At 64.2% G+C, this 21,856-nt stretch carries 15 protein-coding genes and 1 pseudogene; 12 read left to right on the top strand and 4 right to left on the bottom strand.

Annotation, left to right across the window (positions count from 1 at the left end):
- The first annotated feature begins 54 nt into the window (after positions 1-54).
- The 6 genes from tpx (at position 55) to KUO17_RS03970 (ending at position 11,995) form a co-directional block, all read left to right on the top strand.
- Positions 55-555: a thiol peroxidase gene (gene tpx / locus KUO17_RS03995; RefSeq protein WP_217973744.1), complete on the top strand. Its 501-nt coding sequence runs from the start codon at positions 55-57 to the stop codon at positions 553-555.
- A gap of 218 nt (positions 556-773) precedes the next feature.
- Positions 774-2,045 (top strand): MdtA/MuxA family multidrug efflux RND transporter periplasmic adaptor subunit, encoded by a 1,272-nt coding sequence (locus tag KUO17_RS03990; RefSeq protein WP_217973742.1) that lies wholly within the window; start codon positions 774-776, stop codon positions 2,043-2,045.
- Entirely contained in the window at positions 2,042-5,140 is a 3,099-nt protein-coding gene (locus KUO17_RS03985) for an MdtB/MuxB family multidrug efflux RND transporter permease subunit (protein WP_217973740.1), read from the top strand. The genes KUO17_RS03990 and KUO17_RS03985 overlap by 4 nt, the downstream gene beginning before the upstream one ends.
- On the top strand, positions 5,137-8,244 hold the full coding sequence (locus KUO17_RS03980) for an efflux RND transporter permease subunit (RefSeq protein ID WP_217973739.1): 3,108 nt from the start codon (positions 5,137-5,139) through the stop codon (positions 8,242-8,244). Before KUO17_RS03985 ends, KUO17_RS03980 begins: the two co-directional genes overlap by 4 nt.
- Positions 8,241-9,728 carry an efflux transporter outer membrane subunit gene (locus KUO17_RS03975; protein ID WP_217973737.1) on the top strand — a complete coding sequence of 496 codons (1,488 nt, stop codon included), beginning with the start codon at positions 8,241-8,243 and terminating at the stop codon, positions 9,726-9,728. The genes KUO17_RS03980 and KUO17_RS03975 overlap by 4 nt, the downstream gene beginning before the upstream one ends.
- A gap of 188 nt (positions 9,729-9,916) precedes the next feature.
- Positions 9,917-11,995 carry a putative bifunctional diguanylate cyclase/phosphodiesterase gene (locus tag KUO17_RS03970; protein WP_217973736.1) on the top strand — a complete coding sequence of 693 codons (2,079 nt, stop codon included), beginning with the start codon at positions 9,917-9,919 and terminating at the stop codon, positions 11,993-11,995.
- Between the two features lie 3 nt (positions 11,996-11,998).
- Here KUO17_RS03970 and KUO17_RS03965 read toward each other — a convergent pair whose 3' ends face one another.
- Both KUO17_RS03965 and KUO17_RS03960 read right to left on the bottom strand, forming a co-directional pair.
- A complete protein-coding gene (locus tag KUO17_RS03965) occupies positions 11,999-12,256 on the bottom strand; it encodes a DUF1652 domain-containing protein (protein WP_217973734.1) in 258 nt (85 codons plus the stop codon).
- 377 nt (positions 12,257-12,633) lie between these two features.
- On the bottom strand, positions 12,634-13,281 hold the full coding sequence (locus KUO17_RS03960) for a DUF1345 domain-containing protein (protein ID WP_217973732.1): 648 nt from the start codon (positions 13,279-13,281) through the stop codon (positions 12,634-12,636).
- An 82-nt stretch (positions 13,282-13,363) separates the two neighbouring features.
- Here KUO17_RS03960 and KUO17_RS03955 point away from each other — a divergent pair, with 82 nt between their 5' ends.
- From KUO17_RS03955 to yiaY, 3 genes are all read left to right on the top strand, one after another.
- On the top strand, positions 13,364-14,035 hold the full coding sequence (locus KUO17_RS03955) for a DUF3313 domain-containing protein (RefSeq protein WP_217973731.1): 672 nt from the start codon (positions 13,364-13,366) through the stop codon (positions 14,033-14,035).
- Between the two features lie 316 nt (positions 14,036-14,351).
- Complete coding sequence (gene ilvA, locus KUO17_RS03950; protein WP_217973729.1) at positions 14,352-15,914, top strand: threonine ammonia-lyase, biosynthetic; 1,563 nt, start codon at positions 14,352-14,354, stop codon at positions 15,912-15,914.
- A gap of 76 nt (positions 15,915-15,990) precedes the next feature.
- The gene (yiaY, locus tag KUO17_RS03945; RefSeq protein ID WP_217973728.1) at positions 15,991-17,139 is read left to right on the top strand and encodes an L-threonine dehydrogenase; all 1,149 of its coding nucleotides are present in this window, start codon (positions 15,991-15,993) and stop codon (positions 17,137-17,139) included.
- Between the two features lie 86 nt (positions 17,140-17,225).
- Here yiaY and KUO17_RS03940 read toward each other — a convergent pair whose 3' ends face one another.
- Both KUO17_RS03940 and KUO17_RS03935 read right to left on the bottom strand, forming a co-directional pair.
- Positions 17,226-18,578: a GntP family permease gene (locus KUO17_RS03940; protein WP_217973727.1), complete on the bottom strand. Its 1,353-nt coding sequence runs from the start codon at positions 18,576-18,578 to the stop codon at positions 17,226-17,228.
- A 98-nt stretch (positions 18,579-18,676) separates the two neighbouring features.
- Positions 18,677-19,216: a gluconokinase gene (locus KUO17_RS03935; protein ID WP_217973725.1), complete on the bottom strand. Its 540-nt coding sequence runs from the start codon at positions 19,214-19,216 to the stop codon at positions 18,677-18,679.
- A 207-nt stretch (positions 19,217-19,423) separates the two neighbouring features.
- Between KUO17_RS03935 and gntR the strand changes: the two genes are divergently transcribed.
- The 3 genes and pseudogenes from gntR to KUO17_RS27060 all read left to right on the top strand — a co-directional run bounded on the left by gntR (position 19,424) and on the right by KUO17_RS27060 (position 21,852).
- Complete coding sequence (gene gntR, locus KUO17_RS03930; RefSeq protein WP_217973723.1) at positions 19,424-20,443, top strand: HTH-type transcriptional regulator GntR; 1,020 nt, start codon at positions 19,424-19,426, stop codon at positions 20,441-20,443.
- An 89-nt stretch (positions 20,444-20,532) separates the two neighbouring features.
- A pseudogene (locus tag KUO17_RS27065) lies at positions 20,533-21,315 on the top strand (PAS domain-containing protein); the annotation flags it as partial.
- Between the two features lie 42 nt (positions 21,316-21,357).
- Positions 21,358-21,852 (top strand): methyl-accepting chemotaxis protein, encoded by a 495-nt coding sequence (locus tag KUO17_RS27060; protein WP_425274827.1) that lies wholly within the window; start codon positions 21,358-21,360, stop codon positions 21,850-21,852.
- Positions 21,853-21,856 lie beyond the last annotated feature (4 nt).

Genomic DNA, 21,856 nt, shown 5'->3' with positions numbered 1-21,856 from the left:
CACTTTCATGCTTAACTCTGGTCCTTTACTCACCCCCGCATAAGGACTTCTCTCATGGCTCAAGTGACTCTCAAAGGCAACCCGGTACAGGTCAACGGCGAACTGCCGAAAGCAGGCGCCCAGGCACCTGCGTTTTCCCTGGTAGCGGGTGACCTGTCCGACACGACCCTGGCGTCCTTCGCCGGCAAGCGTAAAGTGCTGAACATCTTCCCAAGTGTCGACACCCCGACCTGCGCCACTTCGGTACGCAAGTTCAACGGCCAGGCCAACGAACTGCCCAACACCGTGGTGCTGTGCATCTCGGCCGACCTGCCGTTCGCCCAGGCGCGCTTCTGCGGCGCCGAAGGCCTGGAAAACGTCACGAACCTGTCCACCCTGCGTGGCGCCGAGTTCATCCAGAACTACGGCGTGGCCATTGCCGACGGCCCGCTCAAAGGCCTGACTGCCCGTGCAGTCGTGGTGCTGGACGAGAACGACAAGGTGCTGCACAGCGAGCTGGTCAAGGAAATCGCTGAAGAACCGAACTATGACGCGGCGCTGGCAGTACTGAAGTAAGCTTGCAACGCAGCCGTTGCCGGCCAGACCGGCTGCGGCAATTTGCAAAAAGTTGTAACGGCCTGGCCTTAGTCCAGGCCGTTTTTATTTATAGTTCAGCACTTTGCCAACGTCAGCTCTAGGTAAATAGCCGGTAAAGGCGCTTTGCTTAAACCGCTCTACTGCTTATCGTTCAGCCTCCTCAAGAGAAGTTTCCCCGCACAATGGCCGACCAACCGATGCAAACCGCCCGTCCCCGTCACTCTCGTCGCTGGCTGCTGAGCCTGCTGGTTCTGCTGGTGGTTGCCGGCCTGTGCTGGTGGCTGTGGCCATCATCGCAGCCAGACAAGGGCGCGGCCGGTGGCAAGCCCGGCGGGGGGCGCCCAGGTTTCGGTGCCTTTGGCGGCCCGGTGCCGGTCCGTGTCGCACCGGCTACGGTGGGCGACTTCCCGCTGTACTACAAGGCGTTGGGTACGGTCACCGCGACCAATACGGTCAACGTGCGCAGCCGCGTGGCGGGCGAACTGGTCAAGGTCCACTTCAAGGAAGGCCAGCGCGTCAAGGCTGGCGACCTGCTGGCCGAAATCGACCCGCGCAGCTATCAGATCGCCTTGCAGCAGGCCGAAGGCACCCTGGCGCAGAATCAGGCGCAGTTGAAGAACGCCCAGATCGACCTGCAACGCTATAAAGGGTTGTTTGTCGAAGACAGTATCGCCAAGCAGACCCTCGACACCCAGGCCGCACTGGTCGCCCAGTACCAGGGCACGATCAAGACCAACCAGGCGGCGGTCGGCGATGCCAGGCTCAACCTCGACTTCACCAGGATTCGTGCGCCGATCAGCGGGCGCCTGGGCTTGCGTCAGCTGGATGTCGGCAACCTGGTTGCGGCCAACGACACCACCGCGCTGGTGGTGATCACCCAGACCCAGCCGATCACCGTGGCGTTCACCTTGCCTGAAACCGAGCTGACCACGGTGCTTGCACGCTACCGCAGCGGGGCGCAGCTGCCGGTGCAGGCGTGGGACCGCGGCGACACCCAGCAGCTGTCGGTCGGGGTGCTCAGCAGCCTGGACAACCAGATCGACACCACCACCGGCACCCTGAAGTTCAAGGCCAGCTTCCAGAACCAGGATGAAATGCTGTTCCCCAACCAGTTTGTCAACGTACGGCTGCTGGCCGATACGCTCAAGGACGCCGTACTGGCACCTTCGGCGGCAATGCAGTTCGGCACCAACGGCACCTTTGCCTATGTGCTGGACGGCGAGAACAAGGTGCGTATCCGCAGCCTCACGCTGGGCGCCAGCGATGGTGAGCTGACCGTGGTCAAGGAAGGCCTGGCCAAGGGCGACCGCGTGGTGCTCGAAGGCACCGACCGCCTGCGTGATGGCAGCGACGTCGAAGTGGTCGATGACAGCAGCGAAGTTCCCACCACGCCCGGCCAGCACCTGCAGGGCCAGGACAAGAAAGACCTCTCGGCCACGCCGGGCGAGCAGGGCAAGGCTGGCGCATGAACCTTTCGCGGCTCTTCATTCTCCGCCCGGTCGCCACCACGCTGAGCATGCTGGCCATCGTGCTGGCTGGCCTGATCGCCTACAAGCTGCTGCCCGTGGCGGCTTTGCCCCAGGTCGACTACCCGACCATCCGGGTCATCACCCTGTATCCGGGCGCCAGCCCGCAGGTGATGACCAGCGCGGTCACCGCGCCGCTGGAGCGCCAGTTCGGGCAGATGCCCGGGCTCACCCAGATGGCCTCGACCAGCTCGGGCGGTGCGTCGGTACTGACCCTGCGCTTCAACCTCGAAATGAACATGGACGTGGCCGAGCAGCAGGTGCAGGCGGCGATCAACGCGGCCAGCAACCTGCTGCCCAGCGACCTGCCGGCGCCCCCGGTGTACAACAAGGTCAACCCGGCCGATACCCCGGTACTGACCCTGGCCATCACCTCCAGGACCATGTTGCTGCCCAAGCTCAACGACCTGGTCGACACCCGCATGGCGCAGAAGATCGCGCAGATCAGCGGCGTGGGCATGGTCAGTATCGCCGGCGGCCAGCGCCAGGCCGTGCGCATCAAGGTCAACCCCGAGGCCCTGGCCTCGGCCGGGCTCAACCTGGCCGACGTGCGCACCCTGATCGGTGCTTCCAACGTCAACCAGCCCAAGGGCAACTTCGACGGCCCGACGCGGGTGTCGATGCTCGATGCCAACGACCAGCTGCGTTCCCCCGAGGAATACGCCAACCTGATCCTGGCCTACAACAACGGAGCGCCTCTGCGCCTGAAGGACGTCGCCGAGATCGTCGATGGTGCCGAGAACGAGCGCCTCGCGGCGTGGGCCAACCAGAGCCAGGCCGTACTGCTGAACATTCAGCGCCAGCCCGGCGCCAACGTCATCGAGGTGGTCGACCGGATCAAGGCGCTGCTGCCGTCGATCACCGACAACCTGCCCGCTGGCCTGGACGTGGTGGTGCTGACCGACCGTACCCAGACCATCCGCGCCTCGGTCAAGGACGTGCAGCACGAGTTGCTGATCGCCATCGTGCTGGTGGTGCTGGTGACGTTCCTGTTCCTGCGCCGGGTCAGCGCCACGATCATTCCTTCGATCGCCGTGCCGCTGTCGTTGATCGGCACCTTTGGCGTGATGTACCTGGCCGGCTTTTCGATCAACAACCTGACGCTGATGGCCCTGACCATCGCCACCGGCTTTGTGGTGGACGATGCGATCGTGATGCTGGAGAACATCTCGCGGCACATCGAAGAGGGTGAGACGCCGATGCAGGCGGCGCTCAAGGGCGCCCGCCAGATCGGCTTCACGCTGATCTCGCTGACCTTCTCGCTGATCGCGGTACTGATCCCGCTGCTGTTCATGGCCGACGTGGTAGGGCGGCTGTTCCGCGAATTCGCCATTACCCTTGCGGTGGCGATCCTGATTTCCCTGGTGGTTTCGCTGACCCTCACGCCAATGATGTGCGCGCGCCTGCTCAAGCGCGAGCCCAAGGAAGAGGAGCAGGGCCGCTTCTACCGTGCCAGCGGTGCGTGGATCGACTGGATGATCGGCCATTATGGCCGCGGCCTGCAGTGGGTGCTGCGCCACCAGCCGCTGACGTTGCTGGTGGCGCTAGCCACCCTGGGCCTTACCGTGCTGCTGTACCTGGTGGTGCCCAAGGGCTTCTTCCCGGTGCAGGACACCGGGGTCATCCAGGGTATTTCCGAGGCGCCGCAGTCGGTTTCGTTCGCGGCCATGAGCCAGCGCCAGCAGGCGCTGAGCGGGGTGATCCTGAAGGATCCGGCAGTACAGAGCCTGTCTTCCTATATTGGCGTGGATGGCGACAACGCCACGCTCAACAGCGGGCGCCTGCTGATCAACCTCAAGCCCCACGGCGAGCGCGACGTGACCGCCGCGCAGGTGATCAGCCGCCTGCAGCCGCAACTGGACAAGCTGGTGGGTATTCGCCTGTTCATGCAACCGGTGCAGGACCTGAGCATCGAAGACCGCGTCAGCCGTACGCAATACCAGTTCAGCCTGTCGTCGCCGGATGCCGAGCTGCTCGCGCTATGGAGCGGCAAGCTGGTGGACGCGCTGCACGATCGCCCCGAGCTGACCGATGTGGCCAGCGACCTGCAGGACAAGGGCCTGCAGGTGTTCCTGGTGATCGACCGCGATGCCGCCAGCCGCCTGGGCATCAACGTGTCGGAGATCACCAACGCGCTGTACGACGCTTTCGGCCAGCGCCAGATCTCGACCATCTACACTCAGGCCAGCCAGTACCGTGTGGTGCTGCAAGCTGCCGCCGCGGCGGACCTTGGGCCCAAGGTACTGGACCAGATCTACGTCAAGACCACCGACGGCGCGCAGGTGCGCCTGTCGAGCCTGGCCCATGTGGAGCAGCGCCAGGCGCAACTGGCAATCGCGCACATTGGCCAGTTCCCGGCGGTGATGATGTCGTTCAACCTGGCCGAAGGGGTGTCGCTGGGCGAGGGCGTCAAGGTCATCGAGCAGGTGCAGCAGCAGATCGGCATGCCGCTGGGCGTGCAGACGCGCTTCCAGGGCGCTGCCGAGGCGTTCCAGGCCTCGCTGTCGAGCACCTTGCTGCTGATCCTGGCGGCGGTGGTGACCATGTACATCGTGCTGGGCGTGCTCTACGAGAGCTATATCCACCCGGTGACCATCCTTTCGACCTTGCCGTCGGCAGCCGTCGGCGCATTGCTCGCGCTGATCCTCAGCGGCAACGACCTGGGCATGATCGCGATCATCGGCATCATCCTGCTGATCGGTATCGTCAAGAAGAACGCGATCATGATGATCGACTTCGCGCTGGAGGCCGAACGCAACCAGGGCATGGACCCGCAGACCGCGATCTACCAGGCAGCGTTGCTGCGCTTCCGGCCGATCCTGATGACCACCCTGGCGGCGCTGTTCGGTGCGGTGCCGTTGATGCTCGCCACCGGCTCCGGTGCCGAGCTGCGTCAGCCGCTGGGCCTGGTCATGGTAGGCGGGTTGCTGGTCAGCCAGGTGCTGACGCTGTTCACCACGCCGGTGATCTACTTGTACTTCGACCGTCTGGCGCGCCGCTGGCGCCGTCAGCCTGACGCGCAACAGGCCGACGCATGAACCTCTCGGGCCCGTTTATCCGTCGCCCGGTGGCGACCATGCTGCTGAGCCTGGCGATCATGCTGCTGGGCGGTGTCAGCTTCGGCCTGCTGCCGGTGGCGCCGCTGCCGCAGATGGACTTCCCGGTAATCGTGGTTTCGGCCAACCTGCCGGGCGCCAGCCCCGAGGTGATGGCGTCTACCGTGGCCACGCCGCTGGAGCGTTCGCTGGGCAGCATTGCCGGGGTCACCACCCTGACCAGCCGTTCCAGCCAGGGCTCCACGCGGGTGATCCTGGGCTTCGACATGGGGCGCGACATCGATGGCGCTGCCCGTGAGGTGCAGGCGGCCATCAACGCCACGCGCAACCTGCTGCCCAGTGGCATGAAAAGCATGCCCACCTACAACAAGTTCAACCCGGCCCAGGCACCGATCATGGTGCTGTCACTGACCTCCGACGTGCTGCAGAAGGGCCAGCTGTATGACCTGGCGTCGACCATTCTGTCGCAGAGCCTGTCGCAGGTGCCGGGGGTGGGTGAGGTGCAGATTGGCGGCAGTTCACTGCCTGCGGTGCGTATCGAGCTCGAACCGCAACTGCTCAACCAGTACGGCGTGAGCCTGGACGATGTGCGCCAGACCATCGCCAACGCCAACGTGCGCCGGCCCAAGGGCTTTGTCGAGGACGCCGAGCGCAGCTGGCAGGTGCAGGCCAACGACCAGTTGGAGAAAGCCAAGGACTACGGCCCGCTGGTGATCCGTTACCAGGATGGCTCGGTGCTGCGCCTGAGCCATGTGGCCAAGGTCACCGATGGCGTCGAGAACCGCTACAACAGCGGTTTCTTCAACGACAAGGAGGCGGTACTGCTGGTGATCAACCGCCAGACCGGCGCCAACATCATCGAGACCATCGACAACATCAAGGAGCAGTTGCCATCGCTGCAGGCCCTGATGCCGGCCAGCGTGCAACTGAACCTGGCCATGGACCGCTCGCCGGTGATCAAGGCCACCCTCAAGGAAGCCGAGCACACCTTGCTGATTGCGGTGGCGCTGGTGATCCTGGTGGTGTTCCTGTTCCTGGGCAACCTGCGTGCCTCGCTGATCCCGACCCTGGCGGTGCCGGTGTCGCTGGTGGGCACCTTCGCAGTGATGTACCTGTGCGGTTTCTCGCTGAACAACCTGTCGCTGATGGCATTGATCCTGGCCACCGGCCTGGTGGTGGACGACGCCATCGTGGTGCTGGAGAACATCTCGCGACATATCGACGAAGGCGTAAAGCCGCTGGAGGCGGCCTTTCTCGGCGCCAAGGAAGTCGGCTTCACGTTGCTGGCCATGAATGCCTCGCTGGTGGCGGTGTTCGTCTCGATCCTGTTCATGGGCGGCATCGTCGAATCGCTGTTCCGCGAATTTTCCATCACCCTGGCGGCGGCGATCATCGTCTCGCTGGTGGTGTCGCTGACGCTGACGCCGATGCTCTGCGCGCGCTGGCTCAAGCCACACGCTCCCGGCCAGCAGACCCGCCTGCAACGCTGGAGCGAGCGCCTCAACCAGCGCATGATGGCCGGCTACGACCGCAGCCTGGGCTGGGCGCTGCGCCATCGCCGCCTGACGCTGCTGAGCCTGCTGGTGACCATCGTGGTCAATGTGGGGCTGTACGTGGTGGTGCCCAAGACCCTCATGCCGCAGCAGGACACCGGCCAGTTGATGGGCTTTGTGCGCGGTGACGACGGCCTGTCGTTCGCGGTGATGCAGCCGAAGATGGAAATCTACCGCCGCGCCTTGCTCAAGGACCCGGCCGTGGAAAGCGTGGCCGGTTTCATCGGTGGCAACAGCGGCATCAACAACGCGATGGTGCTGGTACGCCTCAAGCCCATCAAGGAGCGCAAGGAATCGGCACAGAAGATCATCGAGCGCCTGCGCAAGGAAATGCCCAAGGTGCCGGGCGGCCGCCTGTTCCTGATGGCCGACCAGGACCTGCAGTTCGGCGGTGGCCGCGAGCAGAGCAGTTCGCAGTTCCTCTATACCCTGCAGAGCGGGGACCTGGCTGCGCTGCGCGAGTGGTACCCCAAGGTGGTGGCCGCGCTCAAGGCGCTGCCAGAGCTGACTGCCATCGATGCCCGCGAGGGCAGTGGTACCCAGCAGGTGACCCTGGTGGTCGACCGCGAGCAGGCCAAGCGCCTGGGCATCGACATGAACATGGTCACCTCGGTGCTCAACAACGCCTACAGCCAGCGCCAGATCTCGACCATCTACGACAGCCTCAACCAGTACCAGGTGGTGATGGAGGTCAATCCCAAGTACGCCCAGGACCCGCGCACCCTTGAACAGGTGCAGGTGATCACCGCTGACGGCGCACGGGTACCGCTATCGACCTTCGCGCGCTACGAGAACAGCCTGGCCGAAGACCGTGTCAGCCACGAGGGCCAGTTTGCCGCCGAAGACATTTCCTTCGACCTGGCCGAAGGGGTCAGCCAGGACCAGGCGCTGGCGGCGGTGGAACGTGCAGTGGCCAAGGTCGGCCTGCCCGAGGACGTGATCGCCAAGCTCGGCGGCACGGGCGATGCCTTCACCAAGAATGCGCAGGGCCAGCCGTGGATGATCCTCGGCGCCTTGCTGGCGGTGTACCTGGTGCTGGGTATTCTGTACGAGAGCTACATCCATCCGCTGACCATTCTGTCGACCTTGCCGTCGGCCGGGGTCGGTGCCTTGCTGACGCTGTACGTGGTCGGCAGCGAGTTCAGCCTGATCTCGCTGCTGGGGCTGTTCCTGCTGATCGGTGTGGTGAAGAAGAATGCGATTCTGATGATCGACCTTGCACTGCAACTGGAACGCCATCAAGGGCTGACGCCACAGGAGTCGATTCGTCGGGCCTGCCTGCTGCGGCTGCGGCCGATCCTGATGACCACCCTGGCCGCGATCCTGGGCGCCTTGCCGCTGCTGCTGAGCAGCGCCGAGGGCGCCGAGATGCGCCAGCCGCTGGGCCTGACCATCATTGGCGGGCTGGTGTTCAGCCAGATCCTCACGCTTTACACCACCCCGGTGGTCTACCTCTATCTGGACCGCCTGCGCCATCGCTTCAACCACTGGCGCGGCGTGCGTACCGATGCTGCCTTGGAAACCCCGCTATGACCCCAATTGCCAAACGTTGCCAACCTTCGCTGCAGCCGGTGCTGGCGGCACGCGGCTCGCGGTTGCTGGCCAGCGCACTGTGCCTGGCGATGCTCAGCGCCTGTACCTTGAGCCCTGATTACCATCGACCCTCCGCGCCGGAGCCGGTAGCGTTCAAGCATGCCGAAGGCTGGACTGCGGCCAACCCGTCGGACGCAATCGCGCGTGGCGCCTGGTGGGAGCTGTACGGCGATGCCCGGCTCAACGGCCTGGTGCAGCAGCTCAACGCTGGCAACCAGACGGTGGCGCAGTACGAGGCGCAGTACCGTCAGGCCCAGACCCTGGTGCGTGCCTCGCGTGCGTCGCTGTTCCCGACCCTGGACCTGACCGCAGGCAAGACCCGCTCCAGCCAGGGTACCGGCAGCAGCAGTTCGAGCCTGAGCAACAACAGTAGCGGTATTCGCGACACCTACAGCACGCAGCTGGGGGTGAGCTGGGAAGCGGACCTGTGGGGCAAGCTGCGCGAAGGCCTGAACGCCGATCAAGCCAGCGCCGAGGCGAGCTTCGCCGACCTGGCGGCGATTCGCCTGAGCCTGCAGTCGGAGCTGGTACAGAATTACCTGCAGTTGCGCGTGATCGACGAGCAGAAACGCCTGCTCGAAGCGACGCTGGCGGCGTATCAGCGCTCGTTGACCATGACCCAGAACCAGTACCGTGCCGGCGTCTCGGGCAAGGATGCGGTGGCCCAGGCGCAGACCCAGCTCAAGAGCACCCAGGCTGACCTGATCGACCTGATCTGGCAGCGTGCGCAGTTCGAGAACGCGATTGCGGTACTGATGGGCAAGGCCCCGGCCGAGTTTGCCCTGGCGCCGAGCACCGAGATACCGCAGTTGCCTCAGATCCCGCTGGCCTTGCCGTCGCAGTTGCTGGAGCGCCGCCCCGATATTGCCTCGGCCGAACGCAAGGTGATGGCGGCCAATGCCAGCATCGGCGTGGCACGCGCAGCGTATTTCCCGGACCTGACGCTGAGCCTGAGCGGCGGTTACAGCAGTAGCAGCTTCAGCGACTGGATCAGCTTGCCCAACCGTTTCTGGTCGGTGGGGCCGCAACTGGCGATGACCCTGTTCGATGCGGGCAAGCGCTCGGCCGAGGTGGACCGCACCAAGGCTGTGTACGACCAGACCGTGGCGCAGTACCGCCAGAGCGTGCTGGTGGGTTTCCAGGAAGTGGAGAACTACCTGGTGCAGTTGAAGGTGTATGCCGACGAGGCGCAGGTGCGCGATGAAGCGCTGGCCTCGGCGCGCGAATCGCTGCGCCTGACCGAGAACCAGTACAAGGCCGGGCTGATCGGTTACCTGGACGTGGTGAACGTGCAGGCCACGGCGCTTAGCAACGAGCGCAGCGCGTTGAACCTGTTGCAGGGGCGCCTGGTGGCCAGCGTGCAACTGATTGCGGCGCTGGGTGGCGGGTGGGATGAGCAGGTGGCGTTCAAGCCCGAGCCCTGAGGTGGGCTGCACTGGCCCCTTCGCCGGCTTGCCAGCGAAGGGGGCAAGGCAATGATCCCGGCTAATGGCCATTCGCCAGAAAAACCCCCGAAGCCGCTGAAACTCCGTGCGTTTCGCTAAAGGTTGAGTACAATCATCGGCTTTTATCCGGGCCGGGACAGCGCCCGTTCACCGGGCCTTGGAACTTCATGCTCAACGGTAGTTACTCTCCATCACTGGTTCTGATTTCGCTGTGCGTGGCGATCCTGGCGTCCTATACCGCGCTGGACCTGACCGGTCGGATCGCCACGGCCAAGGGCCGGTCGGCCTACCTGTGGATGGTGGGTGGCGCGTTTGCCCTGGGTACCGGCATCTGGTCGATGCACTTCATCGGCATGCTTGCCTTCAGTCTGCCCATCGAGCTGGGCTACGACCTCACCCTCACGTTGCTCTCGCTGTTGATCGCAGTGCTGTCTTCGGGCTTTGCACTATGGCTGGTCAGCCAGCCCAGCCTGCCCGCCAGGGTACTGGCGCTGGGCGCGCTGATCATGGGCGCGGGCATCAGTTGCATGCATTACACCGGCATGGCCGCCATGCAGATGCAGCCTGGCATCGAGTACGACCCGCTGCTGTTCGCTGCCTCGTTGCTGATCGCCGTGGGCGCCTCGGTGGCGGCCTTGTGGATTGCCTTCCGCCTGCGCCGCAGCACGCCCTATGTGCGCCAGATCCGCGGTGGCGCGGCGGTGGTGATGGGCGGAGCGATCGTCGGCATGCACTACACCGGCATGGCCGCCGCCAGCTTCCCGGACGGCAGCTTCTGCGGTGCCATCGACGGCGGCTTGAGTGGCAACGGCCTGGACTACCTGGTGCTGATCACCACCCTGGCGGTGCTGGCGGTGGCGCTGCTGACTTCGGTGCTGGACGCGCGGCTCGAGGCGCGCACCGCAGACCTGGCGCAATCGCTGACCCTGGCCAACCAGGAGCTCACCCAACTGGCCCTGCACGACACCCTCACCGGGCTGCCCAACCGTACGCTGCTGGCAGATCGTATCGACCAGGCAATCGCCAAGGTGGCGGAGCAGGGTGGTGGCTTTGCGCTGATGTTCATCGACCTGGATGGTTTCAAGCCGGTCAACGACGCCTTCGGCCACCACACCGGCGACCAGTTGCTCAAGGAAGTCGCGCTGCGCCTGCGGGGGCACCTGCACAGCCAGGACACCCTGGCGCGCATCGGTGGCGATGAATTCGTACTGCTGGTCGAACTGGGCGAGCCGGAGGATGCCGTGGGCGTTGCCGCCAAGCAGGTCAACCTGGTGTCGCGACCGTTTCGCGTGGCCGAACAGAGCCTGCAGATCTCCGCCAGCGTCGGTATCGTGCTGTACCCTGGCAACGGCAGCGATCAGCTGGAGCTGCTGCGCAACGCAGACGCGGCTATGTACCACGCCAAAAGCGCCGGCAAGAACGCCTACAGCTTTTTCGATGTGTCCATGAACAGCAACGCGCGCATGCAGCTGCAACTGCTGCAAGACCTGCGCATGGGCCTGGAACAGGGCCAGTTCCGTCTGTTTTACCAGCCCAAGTTCGATGCCGTTGGCCGTCACCCCATTGGCGCTGAAGCCTTGTTGCGCTGGGAGCACCCGCAACAGGGGCTGTTGCTGCCGGACCGTTTTATCGCCCTGGCGGAAAAGACCGGGCTGATCGTCCCGATCGGCGACTGGGTGCTGGATGAAGCCTGTCGCCAGATGCGTATCTGGATGGACCAGGGGCATAAGGACTGGCGCATTGCAGTAAACCTGTCGGCGATCCAGTTCTGCCATGCCGGGCTGGTCGACAGCGTCGCCGCCACGCTGCAGCGCCACGGCTTGCCCGCCAACAGCCTGACCCTGGAAATCACCGAGACCACCGCCATGCGCGATGCCGACGCCAGCCTGATGGTGCTGCAACGCCTTTCGGACATGGGGGTCGACTTGTCCATCGATGATTTTGGCACCGGTTACTCGAGCCTGATGTACCTCAAGCGCCTGCCAGCCAACGAGCTCAAGATCGATCGGGGATTTGTACGTGACCTCGAGCAGGACAGCGACGATGCCGCGATCGTCTCTGCGATCGTGGCACTGGGCCAGGCACTGGGGCTGCGGATTGTTGCCGAAGGGGTGGAAACCGATCGCCAGCAGGACTTCCTGACCCGGCTGGGGTGTGATTCGCTGCAAGGCTATCTGCTGGGCCAGCCCATGCCGGCGGAGCGCTTCATCGCCGATATCGAGAAACTGTCACTGGCCAAGGCCTGACATTCAGGCCGAGCGCAACGTACACGAGGGTTGGAATGCATCGAGCTCGTCTTCGACCGCTTCGATGATGCGTTCCACGTCAGCGGCCGCCATCAGCGTGGCGCACGGGATCCCGGCTATCGCCAGCAAGGTTTCGCCCGTGGCCCGGTCGAACAGCCGGGCCACCATGCTGCGCGGGGCGTCCATGCTCGCCTCGAAACCCAGCGGATGGAAATGCCAACGCATCATCTGGCAGGCGCTTGGGAAAGTCAGTTTGTTCATGCCAGCCTCCTTGTACTGCTGAACCGATACCCTTGAGCATGGCTGTGCCGGCGACTTCTCGGGGTCGGGCAAGACACTAACCATAGCATCTCGGTGGCGCCTGGCAGGCCCGTATTTTCTGGGTGTTGGCGGATGTATGACGGGCGTCACATGGGCAGCTGCCACGCAAGCGTTTGCGTCTGGCCCATTGCGCTGCCCCCCCGGCATGATCTGCTGGTTTTACTCGCAATCGGCCCGGATGCCTGGCTTGAGCTTTCAGACCAACGGCTTCGTCAAGGAGACGCTGCCATGGATTTTTCCGCCCTGACCCAACGCATCGCCGGTGAAGGCGCCGACGCATCGCAGGCTGCGCCGCGCACGTGATGGACTGCGCTCGTTCAGCTCAATAGGCCGGCGGCGATATTGATGGTGAAGCCCAGTATCGCGGTGTTGAACACGAACCCGATCACCGAATGGGCCAGCACGATGCGGCGCAGGGTGCGGCCGGCCACGCCTACGTCCGAGGTTTGCACTGCAACACTGATGGTGAACGAGAAGTAGTGAAAGTCCCAGTAGTCGGGCTCGCGCTCGCCATCGGCGAACCGCAGGGCGGGTTGCGCGTCGCTGCCGGTATAGAAAAGGCGCGCGTAATGCAGGCTGAAAACAGTGCCGATCAGCAGCCATGAGCCGGCCACCGTCAAGCCCGTGTACAGGTAATGAAGGGCCTGGGCGGTACCGCTCAGGCCACGGCTGCCGGCCAGTTGAAGAGTGACGGCGGCAAGGCTGGCAATGGCGGCAATGCTGACGGTAAACAGCACGAGGCCGGCGTTTTCATCCTCGATGGAGGCCACCTTGCGAACGTGCGCGGGGTTTGAGCCAAGGGTCAGCCATAGCACCAGTGCAAGGTAGATCCACACCCCGATGTTCCAGCCGGCAAGTACATGCTGCACCAGGTCGTCGGCGGGGACGAAGAGGCCGCCCAGGCAGCCAAGCAATGCGGCGGCGCTAAGGCGCGGATGGGTGCGGGCCAGTTTGTGGAAAGCCATGTTGCCTCACGTCGATGGATGCACGAGCAACTGTAGCCTATACCTATGAAGCCTTTCTTCAGGCACCACATGGAGCGACAGCATGAAACACGCATTGATCATAGGCACCTTGTGCCTGACCGGGCTAGGCTTGGCCGGTTGCTCAAGCAGTACCGTGCAGCCGGACGAGTACTCGGGGTTTCTCAAGGACTACAGCCATCTGAGCGAAAGCAAGTCCCCCTCCGGGGCCACCGTGATGCGCTGGATCGATCCGAGCCTGAAGATTGATCGCTACACCAGCGTGTACATCGAGCCTAGCCAGTTGTATCCCAAGCCGGCGCCGACTGCGCGGATTCCGCAAGGCACCCTGCAGGGCATCACCCAGTATTATGACCAGGCACTCAAGCGTGAGCTGGGCAAGTCGCTGCCGCTGGCAACCGGGCCTGGCCCGGGGGTGATCGTGGTGCGCCCTGCGATTACTGCGGTGAGCAGCAAGACTGAGGGCCTCAAGGCCTACGAGGTGATCCCGGTGGCGCTGGTGGCGGCAGCGGTGAGCACCGCGTCGGGCATTCGTGACCAGGAAACCGATATCGCCACCGAGGCGCAGTTTCTCGACGGTGGCAGCAACAAGGTGCTGGCCCAGGTGGTGCGCAAGGGCAGTGGCAAACCGCTGGAGAACGACAGCCAGGTGATGAAGGCTGACGATGTGAAGACCGTGCTCGATGGCTGGGCCTCCGACCTGCACCAGTCGTACCTCAAGCTCAAGGCGCGCTGAGCCCGCGGCCTGCCCATTCGAGTCAACCTCGAATGGGCAGGCGCAGGTTTGTTCAGGCCCGAGCACCATGGCCTCGGCGTTGTCAGCCTGTGTAGTTCGGCGTCAGGCCGCAGGGGGGCCGCAAATGAATGATTGACTTGGAAAAACCGCTGGGCTAATTTCGCTGCCATGACCTTATTCGCAACGTTGCCTTCGCACAGCATTATTACCGCCATTATCAGATTGGCGGGCTAGCGAGCACCTTGCACCTAACCCGCCCTGGAGGCGGGTTTTTTCTCTCTGACTCCTGGGCACTTCAAAAAACCAGGAGTCATCGATGACCAGCCTTACCCCTTGCCCAAGCACTGCGACGACCGCGACCCACCTGCTGTCGGACTACGTGCGCAGGATTCTCGCTGCACCCGTGTATGACCTGGCCATCGAAACCCCCTTGCAGCCCGCCCGCGCACTGTCGGCCGCGCTGGGCAATACGGTGCTGCTCAAGCGTGAAGACCTGCAGCCCACCTTCTCCTTCAAGATCCGCGGCGCCTACACCCGTCTGAGCCGGTTGACCACTGCCCAGCGCGAGCGCGGCGTGATCACCGCCTCTGCCGGCAACCACGCCCAGGGCGTGGCACTGGCAGCCCGCGAGCTGGGCATTCAGGCCACTATCGTCATGCCCACCACTACACCTGCGCTCAAGATCGAGGGCGTGCGCTCGCGCGGTGGGCAGGTGGTGCTGCACGGGGACAGCTTTCCGCGGGCACTGGCCCATGCGCTGCAACTGGCCCAGCGCGAAGGTGCGACCTTCGTGCCGCCCTACGACGACCCGGACGTGATCGCCGGGCAAGGCACCGTGGCCATGGAGATCCTGCGCCAGCAACCCGGCGCGCTGGATGCGATCTTCGTGCCGGTAGGGGGCGGCGGCCTGATCGCGGGTATCGCCGCCTACGTCAAGTACTTGCGCCCCGAGGTCCGGGTGATCGGCGTTGAACCGCATGACTCCAACTGCCTTCAAGCCGCGCTGGCGGCCGGCGAGCGGGTGGTGCTGCCACAGGTCGGCACCTTCGCCGACGGCGTAGCCGTCGCCCAGATCGGCGCGCACTGCTTCGATGTGTGCCGCCACTATGTGGACGAGGTCATCACGGTCAGCAGCGATGAGCTGTGTGCCGCGATCAAGGACATCTACGACGATACCCGCTCGATCACCGAACCGTCCGGCGCGCTGGCCGTGGCCGGGATCAAGAAGTATGTCGCCAGGGGCGGCGTGCAGGGCCAGACCCTGGTGGCGATCGACTCTGGTGCCAACGTCAACTTCGACCGTTTGCGCCATGTGGCCGAACGTGCCGAGCTGGGTGAGCAGCGCGAGGCCGTGATCGCCGTGACCATCCCCGAGCAACCGGGCAGCTTCCGCGCCTTCTGCCAGGCACTGGGCAAGCGCCAGATCACCGAGTTCAATTACCGCTACCAGCCTGGCAAGCAAGCGCGCCTGTTCGTCGGCGTGCAGACTCACCCGCAGACCGACCCGCGCCAGCAGTTGCTCGCCAGCTTGCAGGGGCAGGGCTACGAGGTACTGGACCTGACCGAGAACGAACTGGCCAAGCTGCATATCCGCCATACCGTAGGGGGGCATGCGATGCCTTCGACGGATGAACGGGTACTGCGCTTCGAGTTCCCGGAGCGGCCAGGGGCCTTGCTCGGGTTTCTCGAGCGTCTGGGCAAGCGCTGGAACATCAGCCTGTTCCATTACCGCAACCACGGCGCCGCCGAAGCGCGGGTATTCGTGGCCTTGCAAGTGCCAGCCGATGAACTGGCGCAGTTGCCGGTCAGCCTGGAAAGCATGGGCTACCGGTACTGGGACGAGACCGACAACCCGGCCTATCGGCTGTTTCTTGGGTGAATTTGCCGCAGATCAACATGCGCAGCCAGCCATGGGCGGATCCTTGAGGCAGAGATAAAGCCTGAGGGATACCGCCATGAGCAGCACGTTTTTCATTCCAGCCGTCAACATCATGGGCATCGATTGCCTCGATGAAGCCATGACCGCGATTGTCGGCTACGGTTTCGCCAAAGCCTTGATCGTCACCGACGCAGGGCTGGCCAAGGCCGGTGTGGCGCAGCGCATCGCCGAGCAACTGGCGGTGCGCGACATCGATTCGGTGGTGTTCGACGGGGCCAAGCCCAACCCGAGCATCGCCAATGTCGAACAGGGCCTGGCGATGCTGCAGCGTGAGCGCTGTGACTTCGTCATCTCGCTGGGCGGTGGTTCGCCGCACGACTGCGCCAAGGGCATTGCGCTGTGCGCCACCAACGGCGGGCATATCAGCGACTACGAAGGTGTCGACCGCTCGGCCAAGCCGCAACTGCCGTTGATCGCGATCAACACCACGGCCGGCACGGCCAGTGAGATGACGCGCTTCTGCATCATCACCGACGAGGCGCGTCACGTGAAAATGGCCATCGTCGATCGCAACGTCACGCCGTTGCTGTCGGTCAACGATCCGGCGCTGATGGTCGGCATGCCCAAGGGACTGACCGCGGCTACCGGGATGGACGCGTTGACCCACGCCATCGAGGCCTACGTGTCGACCGCCGCGACGCCGATCACCGATGCCTGTGCGCTGAAAGCCATCGAGCTGATCAGCCGCAACCTGCGCCAGGCGGTGGCGGATGGTCACGACCTGACGGCACGCGAGAACATGGCGTATGCGCAATTCCTGGCGGGCATGGCGTTCAATAACGCCTCACTGGGGTTCGTGCATGCGATGGCGCACCAGCTTGGCGGCTTCTACGACTTGCCGCATGGGGTGTGCAACGCCGTGCTCCTGCCGCACGTGCAGCGTTTCAACGCGGCCGTCAGTGCTGTGCGCCTGCGTGATGTGGCCAGGGCCATGGGGGTGCCGGTGGAAGGATTGAATGCGGGGCAGGGCGCTGAGGCGGCGATCAGGGCGATCGTGCAGTTGAGCGATGATATCGAGATTCCGCCGGGGCTCGAGGTGCTGGGCGCGCGGGTGGAAGATGTACCGACACTGGCGGCCAATGCACTGAAGGATGCGTGCGGGCTGACCAACCCGCGCCCGGCCAGCCAGGTGGAGATCGAAGCAATCTTCAAGGCGGCCTTCTAGGCCTCTTCGCTGGCAAGCCCGCGCCCACAAGGCCGGCGTGATCCCTGTGGGCGCTGGCGTGCCAGCGAAGCCGTCGCCTCGGTCGGTCAGACCACCAGCGACAACAGCATGATGAAGATGATGCCCACCACCGACAGGATGGTCTCCATCATGCTCCAGGTCTTGAAGGTCTCGGCCACGGTCATGTTGAAGTACTGCTTGACCAGCCAGAAACCGGCGTCGTTCACGTGAGACAGGATCAGCGAACCGGCTCCCGTGGCCAGCACCAGCAGCTCGCGGTTGACCCCGGGCATCATGCCGATCACCGGTGCCACGATGCCGGCGCCGGTAATCGTGGCCACGGTCGCGGAACCGGTGGCGATGCGAATCACCGCCGCCACCAGCCAGGCCAGCATGATTGGCGAGATCTGCGCCTGCACGGCCATCTGCCCGATCACATTGCCCACGCCGGTATCTACCAGCATCTGCTTGAAGCCGCCCCCGGCGCCCACGATCAGCACGATCGCGGCGGTCGGCGCCAGGCTCTGGTCGAGCATCTTCATGATCTGCTGACGGCTGAAGCCTTGCGCTGCACCAAAGGTGTAGAAGGCCAGCAGCAGGGCTGCCAGCAGCGCAGTGATCGGGTGGCCGATCAGGTCCATCCACTGACGGAACAGGTGTTCGGCCGGCAGCACCACGTCGGCGAAGGTCTTGAGCAGCATCAGGAACACCGGCAGCAGGATGGTGATCAGCGTGATGCTGAAGCTGGGCAGCTGCTTGCGATCACCTTCACGGGCGATCTGGTCCATCAGCTCCTGGGACGGCGAACCGGGGATGTAGCGCGAAATGAAGGTGCCGTACAGCGGCCCGGCAATGATCGCCGTGGGCAAGGCGACGATCAGCCCGTAGAAGATGGTCTTGCCGATATCGGCGTTGAAGATGCCGATGGCCAGCAGCGGCCCCGGATGGGGCGGCACCAGCCCGTGCACCACCGACAGCCCGGCCAACAGCGGGATGCCGATCTTGATCAGTGACACCCCGGTGCGCCGTGCGACGATGAACACCAGGGGGATCAGCAGCACGAAGCCGATTTCGAAGAACAGCGGGATGCCCACCAGAAACGCGGCGAACATCATGGCCCAGTGCACCTTCCGTTTGCCGAATGCGCGGATCAGGGTCTGCGCGATCTGGTCGGCGCCGCCGGAGTCGGCCATCAGCTTGCCGAGCATGGTGCCCAGCGCCAGCACGATGCCGACGAAGCCCAGCACCCCGCCAAAGCCATCCTGGAACGACTTCATCACCTTGACTACCGGCATGCCGGAGGTCAGGCCCAGGAAGCCTGCGGCCAGGGTCAGGGCGACGAAAGGGTGCACCTTGAAGTGGGTGATCAGCAGCACCAGACCGACGATGGTCACCAGTGCATCGAGCAGAAGGTAGGTATCAGTTGCCAAACCGAACATGGTTCAGTGCCTCATATTGTCGTTTTTGTGGGCGTAGCGTTTACAGCATCGTTGCTTGAGACAGCGCTATCTTTGGTGAGCCGGAAAAACCGCCTGTATCAGGCGGTTCGCGCCAGCACCGGTTCACCGCAGGGCTTTAGCCAGGTGTCGACCTGCTCGGCGAGCTGGGCAATCGGCAAGGTGGCATCCAGTGTCAGGGTGAGGGCTTCACCCTGTGGCGACTCGAGGGCGGCGAACTGGCTTTCGATCAGGCTGGCCGGCATGAAATGGCCGGGGCGCGCCAGTACACGGCGTTCGGCTTCCTGCGGGGACAGGTCGAGGAACACGAAGCCCAGGCCGGGTACGGCACGGCGCAAGGCGTCGCGGTAACGTTTTTTCAGGGCAGAGCAGGTGAGGATGGGGCGTTCGCCAGCTTTGATGGTGGCTTGCAGTTCTTCACCCAGGCGGATCAGCCAACCGGCGCGGTCGTCGTCGCCCAGGGGGGTGCCGGCACTCATCTTGCGAATATTGGCTGCGGGGTGGAAAGCATCGCCTTCGATCAGGCGGCCGCCGCTGTAATCGGCAATGGCAGAACCGACGCAGCTCTTGCCGCAGCCAGCCACGCCCATCACCACAATAGCGGACAGGGGAGAGTTCATCGGTACCTCCTGCGGGGCAAGATAGCGCTATCTTTGGCCGAGACTGAAAACGCCTCGGTGGCTACCCACCCGGATGTTATTGGTTTTGTAGAAGCAGTTTGGACGCTCATCGCAGCACACCTGCACGTATGCATTGCCTGACGACTGAGACAGCGCTACCTTAGTGCCCGTTCCCTATTCTTTGCAAGTCGAAAAATAAAATTCCCCATGACCCGCATCGGCTCCCGTACTACCGGTCGTCCCACCCTGGCTGAAGTGGCCAGGCTTTCCGGGGTTTCCCCGATCACTGCCTCACGCGCGCTGCGCGGCATCGCCACGGTGGCGCCGGAGCTGGTGCAGAAGGTCAAGGAAGCGGCTGCCGCGCTTGGCTACGTGGCCAACCCGGCGGCGCGTGCCTTGGCGTCGGCGCAAAGCCAGTCGGTGGTGGTGCTGATCCCGTCATTGTCCAACCAGCTGTTCATCGAAACCCTCGAAGCCATCCACGATGTGATGCGCCCGCGCGGCCTGGAAGTGCTGATCGGCAATTTCCACTACGACGTGGCCGAGGAAGAGAACCTGATCCGCAATTACCTCGCCTACCAGCCGTGCGGCATCCTGCTGACCGGGTTCGACCGTACCGAAGCGTCGCAGCAGATGCTCGCCGCCAGTGGTGTGCCCTGTGTGCACATGATGGAGCTGGGGGGGCCGAGCACGGCGACTTCGGTGGGGTTCTCGCAGCAGCAGGCTGGCCGGGCTGCGGCCAGGCACCTGATCGAGCGCGGGCGTCGCCGCCTGGGCTTTATCGCCGCGCAACTGGACCCGCGGGTGATGCAGCGTGCCGACGGGTTCCGCCAGGCGCTGGAGGAGGCCGGTCTGTATGACCCGGCCCTGGAGAGGCTGGCACCGCAACCCTCCTCGATTGGCCTGGGCGGCGAACTGTTCAGCCAACTGCTGGACCGCCACCCCGACGTGGACGGGCTGTTCTTCTGCAACGACGACCTGGCGCAGGGCGCTATTCTGCAGGCCTTGCGCCAGGGCATTGCGGTGCCGGGGCAGGTGGCGATGGTGGGGTTCAACGACCTGCCGGCCTCGGCCCACCTGGTGCCGCGCCTGACCTCGATTCGCACCCCGCGGGCCGCCGTCGGGCGTCAGGCCGCCCAGGCACTGCTGGCCTTGCTCGATGGCAAGAGCGGGCAACCGCGTACCCAGGACCTGGGCTTCGAACTGGTGGTGCGTGAAAGCAGTTGATGACGGGCGATCAACGGTGATGGCAGTAGGCTTGCACCGGCGCCGGGGGGATCTATGCTCAGCAAATCCGCCAATGGAGTGGTCCCCTCATGTTCAACGCCCACCGCAAGTCCGACCTGGCTGAAATCGAGCGTTGCACCCAGGCATTGTCCAGCGCCACCGCCAAACTGGAAGCCATCGGCCGCTCCATGGCGATGATCGAGTTCAGCCCGGAGGGGGTCATCCTCGATGCCAACGAGAACTTCTGCAAGACCATGGGCTACAGCGCAGACGAAATTCGCGGCAAGCACCATCGGCTGTTCTGCGAGGAGGATTACGTCAAAACCGACGCCTATCGCCAGCTGTGGCGAAACCTGGCCCGGGGCGAGCCCCAGAGCGGCACGTTCCTGCGCCTGAACAAGGCGCATCAGGATGTGTGGCTGGAGGCCAGCTATATGCCAGTGTTCGGCGCCGATCAGGTCGTCACCAGCGTGATCAAGGTGGCGTCCGATATCACCCGGCGGGTGATCGAGGAGCATGAGCATGACAGCTTGCTCAACGCCATCGGCCGCTCCATGGCGACCATCGAATTTACCCCTGCCGGGCACGTGATCAGCGCCAACGAGAACTTTCTCAAGACCATGCACTACCGCGCCGAAGACGTCATCGGCCAGCACCACAGGCTGTTCTGCCACCGCAGCGAGAGCGAATCGCCGGCCTACAAGGCGTTCTGGGCTTCGCTCAACCGTGGCGAGTACCATTCCCACCGCTTCGAACGGGTCAACAAGCTTGGCCAGATGGTCTACCTCGAAGCCTCCTACAACCCGATTTTCGACACCCGTGGACGCCTGTACAAGGTGGTCAAGTTCGCCAGCGATATCACCCACCAGGTCTGCACCCAGCAGACGGCGGCCGAGGCCGCGCACGCCACCTCGGTGCAAAATGACGCCTGCGCGCGCAAGGGGTCCGAGGTGGTGCAGCACACGGTGCAGGTGATCGAGCAGATCTCCCGCGACCTCAATGCTGCCGCGCGCAGCATCGATGCGGTGAGCAAGCAGTCGGAGTTGATCGGGCAGATCGTGCAGACGATCGGCAGCATCGCCGACCAGACCAACCTGCTGGCCCTCAACGCGGCCATCGAAGCCGCACGGGCCGGTGAGCATGGTCGCGGTTTTGCGGTGGTGGCGGACGAGGTCCGCAACCTGGCGGCCCGCACCAGCAAGGCGACCCTGGAAATCATCGAGGTGGTACGCCAGAACCATGACCTTTCGCTGACCGCCGTGGCCAGCATGCAGTCAAGCCTCAGCCGCACGGGGCTTGGGGTGGAACTGGCCAATGAGGCCGGGGAAATGATCCTGGAGATTCAGCAGGGTTCGCAACACGTGGTGGACGCGATCAGCCAGATCAACTCGACGCTGCAACTGCACTGAGGCC

The organism is Pseudomonas aegrilactucae (assembly GCF_019168305.1).
Lineage (GTDB): Bacteria > Pseudomonadota > Gammaproteobacteria > Pseudomonadales > Pseudomonadaceae > Aquipseudomonas > Aquipseudomonas aegrilactucae.
This window is presented reverse-complemented; position numbering and strand designations above follow the sequence as displayed.

Coding starts and splice junctions, on each gene's coding strand:
- tpx (WP_217973744.1), top strand. CDS start 55: ATGGCTCAAGTGACTCTCAAAGGCAACCCGGTACAGGTCAACGGCGAA.
- KUO17_RS03990 (WP_217973742.1), top strand. CDS start 774: ATGCAAACCGCCCGTCCCCGTCACTCTCGTCGCTGGCTGCTGAGCCTG.
- KUO17_RS03985 (WP_217973740.1), top strand. CDS start 2,042: ATGAACCTTTCGCGGCTCTTCATTCTCCGCCCGGTCGCCACCACGCTG.
- KUO17_RS03980 (WP_217973739.1), top strand. CDS start 5,137: ATGAACCTCTCGGGCCCGTTTATCCGTCGCCCGGTGGCGACCATGCTG.
- KUO17_RS03975 (WP_217973737.1), top strand. CDS start 8,241: ATGACCCCAATTGCCAAACGTTGCCAACCTTCGCTGCAGCCGGTGCTG.
- KUO17_RS03970 (WP_217973736.1), top strand. CDS start 9,917: ATGCTCAACGGTAGTTACTCTCCATCACTGGTTCTGATTTCGCTGTGC.
- KUO17_RS03965 (WP_217973734.1), bottom strand. CDS start 12,256: ATGAACAAACTGACTTTCCCAAGCGCCTGCCAGATGATGCGTTGGCAT.
- KUO17_RS03960 (WP_217973732.1), bottom strand. CDS start 13,281: ATGGCTTTCCACAAACTGGCCCGCACCCATCCGCGCCTTAGCGCCGCC.
- KUO17_RS03955 (WP_217973731.1), top strand. CDS start 13,364: ATGAAACACGCATTGATCATAGGCACCTTGTGCCTGACCGGGCTAGGC.
- ilvA (WP_217973729.1), top strand. CDS start 14,352: ATGACCAGCCTTACCCCTTGCCCAAGCACTGCGACGACCGCGACCCAC.
- yiaY (WP_217973728.1), top strand. CDS start 15,991: ATGAGCAGCACGTTTTTCATTCCAGCCGTCAACATCATGGGCATCGAT.
- KUO17_RS03940 (WP_217973727.1), bottom strand. CDS start 18,578: ATGTTCGGTTTGGCAACTGATACCTACCTTCTGCTCGATGCACTGGTG.
- KUO17_RS03935 (WP_217973725.1), bottom strand. CDS start 19,216: ATGAACTCTCCCCTGTCCGCTATTGTGGTGATGGGCGTGGCTGGCTGC.
- gntR (WP_217973723.1), top strand. CDS start 19,424: ATGACCCGCATCGGCTCCCGTACTACCGGTCGTCCCACCCTGGCTGAA.